The organism is Nostoc flagelliforme FACHB-838 (assembly GCF_014698065.1).
Taxonomy (GTDB): Bacteria; Cyanobacteriota; Cyanobacteriia; order Cyanobacteriales; family Nostocaceae; genus Nostoc; species Nostoc flagelliforme_B.
This window is the reverse complement of record NZ_JACJSI010000192.1, coordinates 1-11,512: the sequence shown is the minus strand read 5'-3', so window position 1 is coordinate 11,512 and position 11,512 is coordinate 1. Positions and strand designations below refer to the sequence as shown.

The window sequence follows — 11,512 nt, the reverse complement described above, 5'->3', positions numbered from 1 at the left end:
TGGTCATGGTTGAAGAGTCGAATTCGTCAACAACTTATTCAATTTGACTGTATCAGGGATGCTATGGAATATGTACTTCGCCTAGCGTCCTAACCGCCTTGTCTGTTGCTATACCAGGACTAGAAGTGCTTAAGGCTGAGGTAAAAAGAGATCACACAGGGATCGTCACCCTTTGTGCCTGCGATGCCGAATATATGGAAGTCACTTTGCGGGGTTCTTGGCTATTAGATAGTTCTAAGGATGCTGTAGGTGTGTTTTTCACCACCATGACCCATCACACTGAGTTATTTCTGCACAAACTTTGGCAAGAAGCTGAAACTTGGGTACGGTGTAAATAGGTCATCTGCAATAGTTCTACGGCGATATTAACACCTTTAGAAAAGTTTCTAGAGGCATTAATGTTCCGTTATTTTATCAGATTAAATTTAATGACTAAATTAAAGCCTATATACCAAGTTTAACTTAGTTAATTCAATCAATGATGCAGGTAACTTAAGGATGAATAGCCAATACCAAAGTCATCTTTATGCAATCGCACTCCCATTTCTTGAAGTTGCCAAAGTCTTTCTATTGGAAATTGGCTATTTTCTTTCGATAAGCGTAGTTTCGGTAATCTCCCTCCAGCATCAGAGGTGGGAGTTTAAGTAAGTTCAGTTATTTTTGCTAAATAACTGAACTGCATCGCGTGAATACAAGATTATCCAGCCAAACTCTCGGTACTCAAAGGAACTATATCACCATTACTAACCAGCCCTAGCAACATCGGTTCTTGGGATTGAATTAGTTGACCTGTGAGTACACAGCGTTCTTCTTGTTGAGCAGTGGCAACCATGCTAGCTCGTATGTCGATTCGGGAAAATCGAGGCTTCCATTCACCTGATTTTTGCTGAACATAATTCCAAAGGACATCTCGAATCAAAGCTTGATACCCCTGATTACCAGCTATTTCTTTGAGCTTATCTTTGAGTTCTTGCTCTAAGCGGATACTAGTAACTTCCATATCAGTGGTTGGGGTGCGAGCGCTCGTATGCATTACTATTTCTCCTTAGCGAATTGGTAATTGCTTTGACTCATGCTCAAAAGCCAGCAATAGTGTCTTGTAGAGAACATCTGAATAAATGAAAAGAATGAATTTTACTTAGATAAAGAGTACCTAAACTTTGTTTAAGTACCCCCCTATGCAAACTTCCAACTAGCCAATTAATAACAGCTTACTTGCTGTCTTGCTTTTCCTACTCTTGCTTGAGATAGATTACTTACTAATACTTGGTTGGTTGCGCTCTAAGGCAATCCAACTATATCTGACAGTTAACAGTTCGTGAGCAGAAGCTCCCCTAGCTCAATATTGCCTTTGAGCAACGCTAATTGCTACTTTACTTATTAGAGTTTTTGTGCATCGTAGGGTCAACTAACCGATATGATTGGTTAGATTCACTTGTTGGAGGAAACGGATTTCCAGCAGTTGATGTTACCTCTAGCCCTGTACCTTTTCCATTAGAATTGATTACTTCATACTGCCCGCTAATGGGAGTGCGTTCCCCTGGACTATGCAAAGAATATTCCGGCTCCTCTGACTGGCTTAACTCTGTAGTAACAGGACTGTAAATTAGAGTAAACTGGCTTTTAATTTCAAAACCTGGAAGATAGCCACCGTGGAACGGGATATCTGACAACTGACTGAATGTGTTTTTAATGGATGAGATTGGTTTAAGCAATTGTGGGTTGTCCTGGCTCCATCTAATAATTTGTGCATCTAGCAATTCTTGAAACTCAACAGCATGTACTGTCGCCTCATCTGAAAGAGTTTGGCTATCTGCAATGATCGATAACTTCAGAGTCAGCAAAAGTATCGTTTGTATTTCTAAAGAATCGTCTACTGAGGTAACTTGTGTACAAGACTCATCTACATAAAAACCAAATTGGCTTTTAAAATGTGAAAAGCTCGGTGTTTGAAGTTGTTGACTAAGATAGGATAGTAATCCGGTATCCGGATCTGATAGAATCTGGCGAACGATAGGGATTTGTGTCATAAATACTTTACGAGTTCTGGATCAAAACCTTTCTGAACAATTTCACTTTATTTAAGTACCCCGGGACATCCATCAAACTGACGAAACTTAGCTCAATCACTCTGCTGATTTACTTAAAACATCTTTCATGCTGCTTTTACGTAAGATATTGATAAATTCTTCAGCAAGGGACTGGTATTTCCCATAGATTTACAGTAGAGTGTTTACTCCGTGCAAATTATTAACACTTACCTTCCCCAACTTTACCCAGACAAATTTTTTGCCAATGCTTTTGAGGGAACAGCCAATGAATACTTCTAATCATATAGATACCAAGAAAATCATCGAAAAATCCGACAAGCTTACCCTGAGACAGATGAAGTTAATCGAAGAGGCAGAAGAGCAACTTCTTCGATCTGATACTGTAAATTCTTCAGCTCCTGTGGTTGAGCAGAAACCAGTAATCACTCAAGAGCCTAAAGTTCCTGACTATATTCCATTCCTTGACAACCCTCCAGTACAATCGGTAGGCAATTCCGGCTGGCAGATTTCTGATATTTGGCGTGATATCCGAGTGGATGATTTTTGTAGTTAATTAAAGCAGACAATTTGTATTCCCAGACGGTTCAGCATCAAGGCGGTTGCAGTTATCCATGATCCGAATGTCAACGGATTGCAGATTGCCGATTATAGATTATAGATTTTCCCCTGCTTGAAAGCTAAGGGCTTGTGTAATATTCCAATCCGCTTTTCTTTAATCTACATTCTCCCTTATTCGGCCAGAGATTGAGAAACAGGCACGAAGCAAGGGAGAAAAGTTTTCCGAAAGTTTTCAAAATGCATTCTTGTGCAGCAATACCTCAATACTTGGTTAAAACACGCCCTATAGCAACCGTTTGAGCAATTTTTGTAAACTATCTTTACACCAAGTCAAAGTTATAGTTGCATTGTGCCTATAATAACTTACGGCTAACTATGACTGAAAGTTAGCACCCTGTAAATGGTTATCGCTTGGTGTCGGTTCGCAGACTAAGTGAAAAATTCTCAACGGAATAATAAGGTTTCTGGCTTGTTTTGTCGCAGACTAAGTGAAAATTTGTCGCAGACTAAGTGAAAATTTGTCGCAGACTATTTGAAAATTTCCTACCAAATTCGCAGACTAATTGAAATTTTCCGCCAAATGAGGATAAAAGGTCGCAACTCATTACAGTATAAGGCTTTGAAGAAATACTTCTATAATTAGCGTTCGTCCTTGACGTTGGCGCAGCCATCGCAGCTTACCATGAAAAACTTAGGGTTTCAGAAACATAATTTTCAATTAGTCCGCGAATATTTTCACATAGTCTGCGACAATTTTCACTTTCAGTAGATCATGTGGGTTCGCAGATAAGATGAAAGTCTGACAACGAATTTATAAGGGTTCCAGGTAACGATATTCGCGCATAAAGTGAAATTCATTGTGGAGTCTGGGTTTGAGCCAAATATTCAATTTGCACATAAATTGAAATTTTCCGACTTTGATTTAACGACAGCCCGAATGCTTTTAAAAGCGTACTTTTGAAGTGCAATAGGCTTACGCCTCACCCCAGGCGATTGCTCTGTGCCATAGGTAGCCAAGCAGCTTGACTATAGAAAGTTTAGGAATTTAGGTATAAATTGTCATCAAGATTGAAGAAAATACCCTGACTTTCCGTGATTAGATGCAAAATTTCACTTTATGCGCGAATTGGCTAGCTAGCTCAAAGCCTTGCTTCACAGTCGATTTCATTTTATGTGCATTTTTCTCGAAACAGCTTCCCAGGGGAAAATGCAGGAACTCTAGTAGCTGGAATTGTGATTGTCTCCTTGGTTTTGGGATTACGCCCTTCGCGCTCGGAACGTTCACGCCGCTCGAATGACCCAAATCCGACGGGCGTTACCTTCTCCCCGTTCGCTACAGCCTCGGTCACAACTTCTAAAAAAGCACTAATCCCTCATCAGCTTGCTTTTTTGTGATGTTGGGCTTCGCTGTAGAGCATCTACTAGTTTACATGAGTTCATAAATCACCCTGAATCCTTACGCAAAATTAGTTATCTTAAGTTATCGATATTGTAGATAGCGACACTTTACCGTATAGCCATTAATAGTATTTTATGTTTGAACAACAACCTCAAAATTTACAGCTTCATGTTCAACAGTTAGCTAACGAAGCGCTACAAAAAGCAGAGCCATCAGCTTGGTTTGAAGTTTTGTATGCCGAAGCTCAGGGCGATACAACACAAATTCCTTGGGCCAAGTTATCCCCTCACCCTTATCTGCAAGAATGGTTGGCTCATCATCAACCGTTTGTTAAGAGACAAAAGGCGTTAATCATCGGTTGTGGTTTAGGCGATGATGCTGAAGCTTTGGCAAAACTAGGTTTTGAGGTAACGGCTTTTGATATTTCTGCGACTGCGATTGCTTGGTGTCATCAACGGTTTCCTGATTCTTCGGTCAACTACGTAGTTGCAGATTTATTCGCCCTTCCAGCACAATGGCAGCTTGGGTTTGACTTTGTGTTTGAGTGCCGTAACATTCAAGCTTTGCCGTTAAATGTGCGTTCTAGTGCTATTTCTTCGGTTGCCTCTGTCGTGGCTCCTAGTGGCGTACTTTTGTTGATTTCTCGTGTTCGGGATACAGAAGCAGAACCAAGTGGCCCACCTTGGCCGTTATCAGAATTAGAATTCAAACAGTTTGAAACTTTAGGATTACAGGAAGTAAAAAAAACTGTATACCAAGAGTCTGAACAATTTGATGTTAAGCAAGTGCGAATTGAATATCAAAGATCATCATTGGCTTAGATTGCAGTTGGGGGAGATAATCAATTAGTCGGTCACTCCTTTTGTGTTTTTTTGGAACTAAATCAACTCAACCTGTTTGCACATATAAAATCTACTCCAACAGCCAGAGCAAACCAACTGGTGATGAGTACCGATGCCCTGCTGAAGTGGAAATCTCGGATACTCGCTCATCAACAACAAGTCAGACAAGCTCAACTACCACAGTAAACAAACTTATTGAACCTCACCCCCAACCACTGTTACCCCAACACGATTGACCCACTAACGCTATAGCTTGTCCCAATGTCTTTCTATCGAAAATCTACTGATGGCTCTGGCGATGCTTGTCTGTATTTTATTCTCGATTCTAAAGTCGAGCTAGTGCTGTACGTGGGTAAAACTTGCCGCAGTAACAAGCGTTGGAAAGGGATTCACGATTGCAAAGATTACATCGCTAGTTACCAAAACCTGCATTCCCGGTATGGATTGCAAACAGCCGTCAATGCAGCGTTTTGGTGGGATACCCCTGTTGACCAACGCGCACGAAAGGGGTTGGAGTTGAAGTTGATTTTCAAGTATTGTTCTGTCTCGCCCGATTATGGATCGCCTGAGTCAGTGAAGTTTGATCTATTGGCAGTACTTGGGATAATGCCGGAGCGATCGCCCGTTCTGTCTCTGGCGTACTCATAGCCGCTTTGCTCATGGGATTGTTCCAAGCTTTTGCATTAAGATTTACGTTCTTGAAAGTTCTGTTATGGATAGCTATGAACGTTTTAGCATTCTTGATTGCTTCGGCAATTTTGATTATATGGGTAAGAGGTGCTGGCGGAATGTTTGGTATTCCAGTATTTTTTGCTGCTTATTCACGAGTGTATGCAGCTCTTAGTGGTGTGATCATTCTCCGACTGCGAACTTCAGGCTAAAATCAGCACTCCCGTCAAAATTCTTTGCAGATTCAAGCAGGTGTAGAACCACCAAACCCAATTATTGCCTTCTCGACGTTTCCACTTATCGTTGTACAAGCTTGGTGAATTTCTTGATGTACAGCAGACTTTTTAGCAGTTATTTTTTCTTGAAATACTGCTCTTAACTTTAGCGACTGTTGCAGAGTTTTCATAATCAGTTTTCTAATTAACTTGAACGGAATTTTGAGCAGGTTTTGTCTGCATACTGCTGGGCGTATTTAGCTTACGAGATAATGCCAGCACACCCATAGCAAACTGCTGATATACTTCCGGTGGCTTATTCATGAAGATGACGATTGAGTTGCGGTGGCTGTGAATTGCTAAATACCGATTTTTATTGGTAATTGCATATACGATTAGAGCAACACCTAAACCAATAATAATTAAGCCGCCTAAAAAAGAGTGAGCTAGTAAACCTAGAGCAAAAAAGATGCACGAAGCTCCAGTGCCTAACAGTGCATAAATAGGTGCTTCTTGAGTCTCAACTGAATCAATATTTTGAATCCGTATCCAAGTGTCTTTCTTCTCTAAGTAGGTTTTAAGTGTAGCTTGAAGAGTATCACCAGTTACCTCGACGGTCATTTGCCCTTTAGCAGGAATTAAGATATTACCCCACACCTGAGCAGGTTTTCCTGTAATTTCAGAAAGAGGTTGATTACTTCTCATATTTGTATTAGCTTTCATTATATGCTTTATTTAATATTTAAGCCTAATTATTGTTTGCTATCTGCATTAAGTGTTTCTTCAACAGTCAAAGAACGAATCAACTCTCGAATCACATCGGTTGCTGGTCGTCCTGTGATTGAGCAATATTTTTCTAATCTTTCTGCTTCCCCGGATGCCAGATTAATTGTGAGTCGTTTAGTAGCCCATTTCTTATTCACAGGTTAAATAAACTTTTTTGTAAACTACTTCTCTAATATCAATCATTGAAACTGTTATCACAATGATAAAAATAATGATATTAGCCTCAAGAAGCTGTAAAGGGAACACTACTAATTTTGAAGCCGTAGTGAAGAGTTTAAATGCAGTTTAAATTATGAAACTTAAGAAATTTAGAATCAACTATTATGAAGAGAATATAAACTAAAGGTTTTTCTATAATTAAGCATTCAGTAGAAACACATTGCAACTAGCAGCTTACCAAATGCATTGATATAAGAAATTTTCAATTAAGCCGAGTTAAATTATGGAAAGTAATACTTTGGTGAAGTCAAGCGCGATCGCGTAATTGCCTGTCGTGGGTGATCGTTACCAGTTATAAGTAGAATCTTTCAAAACAAATGTAAATAGTGATGGGTAAAAGCAATAACGGCAATTGGAAACAGGAGACGCTCCGAGTAGCTTACTTCCCCGTAGGGGTACGGGCATCGAGAAGGCAGGCGTTAACGCAGCGATCACCATCTGTAATATCTGCAATCCAACACTCACGTTCCCCTACCGTTGCTCTACCCTGTCTTTATAAGAGCGATGGCTGCGCCAGCGCTCCTGGGCTAACACCACAGCTTTGCAGTGATTGGATTGCTTGACCCCTAGCAATTCATCTATGGTGCTACTTTTTCTCGAAACAACTTTCCAGGAGAAAACGCAGGCACTTTAGTAGCCGGAATAGTCATTGGCTCGTTGGTTTTGGGATTACGCTCCTCGCACTCGGAACGTTCGCGTCGCTCAAATGAGCCAAACCCTACCAGCGTTATCTTCTCCCCATTCGCTACATAATTCTAGCGAACTGCAAACATAAACACTTCAAACCACAAATGTCGCTTAACACGATATTTTTCGTCGTTAACATATTATTTGTCGGCATCAGTATGTTGTACGGCATTGTAGACATTCAGAAGATACCGCTTAACGGTTAAAATTGGCGGCATCGCCCATCCCAGAGCCGTTATCAGGCAGGTGCAGTTCCTTAATATAATCCTTCTGGTGGGGAAATATCAGATCCGACAGCCACACCAGTGTTAGTAGATTTAATCCCTGGTTTAACAGTAAGGGATTGTTGTTTTAACGATTGTAAAACAGAAGAAGAGTTATCTTGCTCAATTGACATATTGGTATTTGCTTGTTGCTGGGACATGAAAGCTAATCCTCCCATTGCACCAGCAAGAAGAGCTGTATAACTTACATATAAATGCGTCGGACGAATTTCCAATCCCATTCCTTTTTTAGATTGAGCCGAAAATGGCTGAGTTACTGGTATAGCTGCTAGGAATGGCAAAGAGGCAGCTAAAGCAACACCATTAAGCCCTAAAGCATCTCCATAACGTCGGATAAATCCACGTACAAAAATATCATCTGATAATTCTTTCCAGTTGCCGTTTTCTAATGCCTCTATCAGCTCCGTTCGGATATGAGTGGAAAGCTGAATGTGATCCAAAGAAAGCCCTTTGGATTGACGGGTTTTTTGGAGTTGTTGCCCGATTTGACGTAGGCACACCATGCGTTGTTGGGCTGCAAGTTCAGCTTGTTTTGCAAGTTCAGCTTGAGAAATTCTCTGATGATTGAGCAATTCTAGTGGTTTTTTCCACAGCGAATTTTCTGCTGTACTTTTAGAGGATTCTTCCTGGAGAGTGCAATGCTCCTGCTGTATCTCTGGTGAAGAATTGACTGTTTCTGTAGCTTGCTTGGTATCTATAGCTGTTTCAACTTTTTGAGATTGTTGGGCAAATTGTCGAAATACTAATCCGATCGCTTCTCTACCTACGGCTTTTAATAAATCTTGAGCCTGATCTGTTTCTTCCCCTATTAACTTCTGCACAATCGCTAAAGCACGCCGATAAACTGGGCTACGATGCAGTTGTACTTCTATTTCTCCTAAAAGCGATCGCAACTCATCTTGAGAAATTTCAATATTCGGATTGTCCAAAATTTGCAAAAAGTATACAGGAGTAGTAACCATTGTGAAAGCCTTTTATATGAACTCAATCAAAGGAAGTTACAATCATATCTTCACTATTTTTCTTAACTTCATCTTTGTTTTCCGGATGTTAATTGTATAATTTAACTTTTTTAATTGATTATCAACACTGAATTAAGGCAGTAATTACCGCAAGCGCAATTATTAAAATAATACCAGTATCTGCTTGAGGAAAAACCTTGGGTCCGTACCAAGGGTAAATTGTAGAAGTGCTGCAACGCCCTATAGTATTGCTAGTTCTTTATTTGCAATTAGCTTGGCAGGAGTGATAGTCAATTGCAACAATTTAATCCACTAGAATGGTTGTAGAAAATTAGTTTGGAGTCAATAGTAATGTTTCCTAATTTTCTACCATCACAACTTAATCAACTAACAAACTCAAAAGCGATCGCTTTTGTTCAAAGTCTTGAGAGAATTGCCCTTACAACCTCCCTGAGCCAAAACCCAATCCTCACAATAAACTTTCAGTACTTTTGATAACTCCTGGCTATCAACTTACAACCTCCCTGAGCCAATACCCAATCCTCACAACTTACATTCACAACGGTAGTAAAGGTACACCAATTCTGCTGCTACACGGCTTCGATAGTTCCATCCTAGAGTTCCGCCTTCTGTTGCCATTACTTCCTACTCAAAATGAAACATGGGCAGTAGATTTGTTAGGTTTTGGCTTTACACAAATTTTTAGGTCAGATGAGCGACGGAATTCCCTCAGTTCGCTTAGAGCGCGGCACTTTTGCACCAACGAAATGAGCGCGAAAAAACACAAATTAACTCACAACAGATACGGGAATTTTTACATCCAAGTAGGGTTACTGAAATCACTTACCAGATGGGGGTTTTTGGTCTACATAGGATATACGATAAATTACGCCATTAGTATCGTCAGTAAATAACAGAGAACCATCTAGTGCTGTAGCTAAACCCACTGGTCTACCAAACTGTGTTTTTCCATCTGCTCTTAAGAAACCTGTAACAAAATCTTCAAACTGCACGGGTTTGCCATTCTCGAAACGCAAACGCACAACTTTATACCCAACGGGTGGATTGCGGTTCCAAGAACCACGCATGGTGATGAAAGCAGAATTCCAATACTGAACGGGAAATTGGGAAGCAGTATAAAAAACTAAGTCCAAAGGGGCACTATGAGCTGTATAAGTACTTACAGGTTCTTCGGTTTTTTTGCAATATTCTTCCTTGGTTGTGCCTGTTGGGTTGGCTTGCAGGTAGACATCAGGGCGGCGAGCGCCCCAACAGAATGGCCAACCATAATTTGCACCCTGTTTAATTAAGTTTAATTCTTCTGGTGGTGTAGTGTTACCTCGCCAGTCTGAACCGTGATCCATTCCCCAAAATTCCTTAGTTTGGGGATGCCAAGCAAAACCGATAGTATTTCGTAATCCTTTGGCGTAGATAGTCCGCTTGCTAGCATCAGGTTGAACTTGCAATAGGGTGGCGTGTTCGTCATTTGGCTCGTCACAAGCGTTACAAGTGCTACCTACGGAAAGATAAAGTAATCCATCAGGGCCAAAGCCAATAGTGCGATTCGGGTGTTGTCCAGCATCAGGTAGATTGCTAATTAGGGTCTGGATCTTACCTTCCCTACCATTGGATAATAAATTGGTAGCGTATAAATGTGTATCAGTAACAAAATACAGGCGATTTTGGTTGATGGTGATGTCGTTAACAAATTTTAGCCCTGATGCAACAGTACGTTTTTGGTTAGCGCGTCCATCTTTGTTTGTGTCTGTTAAAGCTATAACATCACCTTGCTCACGCCGAGTTACGTAGACTGTACCATTAGGAGCAACTGCTAAGTTGCGAGGATTACCTAAATCTTGAGCAAATATGCTAATTTCAAACCCAGGGGGTAGCTGTAACTCATTCAATAGAGATTCATTGAATTTTAACCTTTCTGGAGTCGCTAAATAACCTTCTACGCGCTCGATTTTTAATGGCTGGGGTTGTTGAGAGCTTGCAGGAACAGCAAGTCCCAATGCTAAAGCACATCCCATCAAAAGAGATTTTGGTTTCGTGATTAATTTCATTTGTAAAGCCTGTAAGTATTGGTTTGCAATCAGGACTGCTCTTTTTAGCTGAAGAGTAAGGTACTTATACGGGTTAAACTACACTGTTACTCAGGCTATTGCATCTGACTAATGGAATATAATCACTAACTCGATTCCGGCTTCAGAAATATATCTATTAATAGAGACACCCAACTGATTACTATTGTGGTCTTACTTCTAAAATATAGTTTTAAGATCCGTGCATCATCTGACTAAAACATCCTCTTAGGGACTTCCAGAGAATAAAATATACAGTCAATAAAAATGATAATAATTTTATTGGGGAGAGAGGGGTTGCCGACGGCAACCCCTCTCTCCCCAATAAATATGCAAGATAAATGTCTGCACAAAGACAGTTCTTAAATGCAGTAAGCAAAAATAATCAATAAATATCGATTATTTTTGCGCTTTTAACTTTTTGGAAATTACGTTATTCACAACATATATCGATAAACTATTTACCTAAATTTGGTAAATTATCTTCGGTAAAATTAGTCAAATGTTCAATCTTATTTTCAATTTCTTGCATAGCTTTTTTAGTTAGACGCACTCCGCTATAGCAATCCGGAATCATTCATGAGAAAATACTGAGAGAGCATAAAAGTAACGTTTAAAACTAAATGCAGGTGTAGTGATGTGGATGGAATTATTAGAAGATTTTATCAAAAATAATAAAGAGCCGCGTGAAATCAAGCGAGCTACAGCAGTAAAAATGCTGTTATGTGGATACAAGCATGAAGAGATAATGCCAAT

The 11,512-nt window shown here is 40.1% G+C and carries 14 protein-coding genes and 3 pseudogenes; 8 read left to right on the top strand and 9 right to left on the bottom strand.

Going from position 1 to position 11,512, the window contains the following annotated elements; translation table 11 throughout:
• Positions 1–98: 98 nt before the first annotated feature.
• Positions 99–338 (top strand): hypothetical protein, encoded by a 240-nt coding sequence (locus tag H6G97_RS36660; RefSeq protein ID WP_190945590.1) that lies wholly within the window; start codon positions 99–101, stop codon positions 336–338.
• A 359-nt stretch (positions 339–697) separates the two neighbouring features.
• Here the strand turns inward: H6G97_RS36660 and H6G97_RS36655 are convergent, their stop codons facing one another.
• Both H6G97_RS36655 and H6G97_RS53515 read right to left on the bottom strand, forming a co-directional pair.
• Positions 698–1,033, bottom strand: a complete 336-nt coding sequence (locus H6G97_RS36655) for a ribbon-helix-helix domain-containing protein (RefSeq protein WP_190945588.1) — start codon at positions 1,031–1,033, stop codon at positions 698–700.
• Positions 1,034–1,373: 340 nt separating this feature from the next.
• Entirely contained in the window at positions 1,374–2,030 is a 657-nt protein-coding gene (locus H6G97_RS53515; protein ID WP_190945594.1) for a hypothetical protein, read from the bottom strand.
• A 286-nt stretch (positions 2,031–2,316) separates the two neighbouring features.
• Between H6G97_RS53515 and H6G97_RS36645 the strand changes: the two genes are divergently transcribed.
• Entirely contained in the window at positions 2,317–2,604 is a 288-nt protein-coding gene (locus H6G97_RS36645; protein WP_190945586.1) for a hypothetical protein, read from the top strand.
• A gap of 1,174 nt (positions 2,605–3,778) precedes the next feature.
• Here the strand turns inward: H6G97_RS36645 and H6G97_RS36640 are convergent.
• Positions 3,779–4,049: pseudogene (locus H6G97_RS36640) on the bottom strand (HU family DNA-binding protein).
• A 93-nt stretch (positions 4,050–4,142) separates the two neighbouring features.
• On the opposite strand from H6G97_RS36640, the gene H6G97_RS36635 reads away from it, so the two are divergent.
• The 4 genes from H6G97_RS36635 to H6G97_RS36625 all read left to right on the top strand — a co-directional run bounded on the left by H6G97_RS36635 (position 4,143) and on the right by H6G97_RS36625 (position 5,731).
• Positions 4,143–4,829, top strand: a complete 687-nt coding sequence (locus tag H6G97_RS36635; protein ID WP_190945584.1) for a class I SAM-dependent methyltransferase — start codon at positions 4,143–4,145, stop codon at positions 4,827–4,829.
• Between the two features lie 51 nt (positions 4,830–4,880).
• On the top strand, positions 4,881–5,036 hold the full coding sequence (locus H6G97_RS51575) for a hypothetical protein (RefSeq protein ID WP_199349897.1): 156 nt from the start codon (positions 4,881–4,883) through the stop codon (positions 5,034–5,036).
• 75 nt (positions 5,037–5,111) lie between these two features.
• Positions 5,112–5,498, top strand: a complete 387-nt coding sequence (locus H6G97_RS51570; protein WP_199349895.1) for a hypothetical protein — start codon at positions 5,112–5,114, stop codon at positions 5,496–5,498.
• A 74-nt stretch (positions 5,499–5,572) separates the two neighbouring features.
• Positions 5,573–5,731: a hypothetical protein gene (locus tag H6G97_RS36625; RefSeq protein WP_190945582.1), complete on the top strand. Its 159-nt coding sequence runs from the start codon at positions 5,573–5,575 to the stop codon at positions 5,729–5,731.
• Positions 5,732–5,763: 32 nt separating this feature from the next.
• Here H6G97_RS36625 and H6G97_RS36620 read toward each other — a convergent pair whose 3' ends face one another.
• Genes H6G97_RS36620 through H6G97_RS36610 form a run of 3 tightly spaced genes read right to left on the bottom strand, consistent with a single transcriptional unit; the run spans position 5,764 to position 6,657 of the window.
• Positions 5,764–5,925 carry a hypothetical protein gene (locus H6G97_RS36620; protein WP_190945580.1) on the bottom strand — a complete coding sequence of 54 codons (162 nt, stop codon included), beginning with the start codon at positions 5,923–5,925 and terminating at the stop codon, positions 5,764–5,766.
• Positions 5,926–5,935: 10 nt separating this feature from the next.
• The gene (locus H6G97_RS36615) at positions 5,936–6,439 is read right to left on the bottom strand and encodes a hypothetical protein (protein WP_190945578.1); all 504 of its coding nucleotides are present in this window, start codon (positions 6,437–6,439) and stop codon (positions 5,936–5,938) included.
• Between the two features lie 47 nt (positions 6,440–6,486).
• Positions 6,487–6,657, bottom strand: coding sequence for a CopG family transcriptional regulator (locus tag H6G97_RS36610; RefSeq protein ID WP_190945576.1), 171 nt, complete (start codon positions 6,655–6,657; stop codon positions 6,487–6,489).
• A gap of 411 nt (positions 6,658–7,068) precedes the next feature.
• Between H6G97_RS36610 and H6G97_RS36605 the strand changes: the two genes are divergently transcribed.
• Entirely contained in the window at positions 7,069–7,302 is a 234-nt protein-coding gene (locus H6G97_RS36605; RefSeq protein WP_190945574.1) for a hypothetical protein, read from the top strand.
• Positions 7,303–7,317: 15 nt separating this feature from the next.
• On the opposite strand, the pseudogene H6G97_RS36600 reads toward H6G97_RS36605, so the two are convergent.
• A pseudogene (locus tag H6G97_RS36600) lies at positions 7,318–7,488 on the bottom strand (HU family DNA-binding protein); the annotation flags it as partial.
• 194 nt (positions 7,489–7,682) lie between these two features.
• Positions 7,683–8,672, bottom strand: coding sequence for a helix-turn-helix domain-containing protein (locus tag H6G97_RS36595; RefSeq protein WP_190945572.1), 990 nt, complete (start codon positions 8,670–8,672; stop codon positions 7,683–7,685).
• Between the two features lie 351 nt (positions 8,673–9,023).
• Here H6G97_RS36595 and H6G97_RS56190 point away from each other — a divergent pair.
• A pseudogene (locus H6G97_RS56190) lies at positions 9,024–9,367 on the top strand (hypothetical protein); the annotation flags it as partial.
• A gap of 144 nt (positions 9,368–9,511) precedes the next feature.
• On the opposite strand, the gene H6G97_RS36590 reads toward H6G97_RS56190, so the two are convergent.
• The gene (locus H6G97_RS36590; RefSeq protein ID WP_190945570.1) at positions 9,512–10,738 is read right to left on the bottom strand and encodes a PQQ-dependent sugar dehydrogenase; all 1,227 of its coding nucleotides are present in this window, start codon (positions 10,736–10,738) and stop codon (positions 9,512–9,514) included.
• Positions 10,739–11,512: the final 774 nt, after the last annotated feature.

Bases quoted from the DNA above. Each gene is read 5' to 3' on its own strand.
- H6G97_RS36655 (WP_190945588.1), bottom strand. From the start codon at position 1,033: ATGCATACGAGCGCTCGCACCCCAACCACTGATATGGAAGTTACTAGT.
- H6G97_RS36615 (WP_190945578.1), bottom strand. From the start codon at position 6,439: ATGAGAAGTAATCAACCTCTTTCTGAAATTACAGGAAAACCTGCTCAG.
- H6G97_RS51570 (WP_199349895.1), top strand. From the start codon at position 5,112: ATGTCTTTCTATCGAAAATCTACTGATGGCTCTGGCGATGCTTGTCTG.
- H6G97_RS36595 (WP_190945572.1), bottom strand. From the start codon at position 8,672: ATGGTTACTACTCCTGTATACTTTTTGCAAATTTTGGACAATCCGAAT.
- H6G97_RS36635 (WP_190945584.1), top strand. From the start codon at position 4,143: ATGTTTGAACAACAACCTCAAAATTTACAGCTTCATGTTCAACAGTTA.
- H6G97_RS36645 (WP_190945586.1), top strand. From the start codon at position 2,317: ATGAATACTTCTAATCATATAGATACCAAGAAAATCATCGAAAAATCC.
- H6G97_RS36620 (WP_190945580.1), bottom strand. From the start codon at position 5,925: ATGAAAACTCTGCAACAGTCGCTAAAGTTAAGAGCAGTATTTCAAGAA.
- H6G97_RS36590 (WP_190945570.1), bottom strand. From the start codon at position 10,738: ATGAAATTAATCACGAAACCAAAATCTCTTTTGATGGGATGTGCTTTA.
- H6G97_RS36625 (WP_190945582.1), top strand. From the start codon at position 5,573: ATGAACGTTTTAGCATTCTTGATTGCTTCGGCAATTTTGATTATATGG.
- H6G97_RS53515 (WP_190945594.1), bottom strand. From the start codon at position 2,030: ATGACACAAATCCCTATCGTTCGCCAGATTCTATCAGATCCGGATACC.
- H6G97_RS36605 (WP_190945574.1), top strand. From the start codon at position 7,069: ATGGGTAAAAGCAATAACGGCAATTGGAAACAGGAGACGCTCCGAGTA.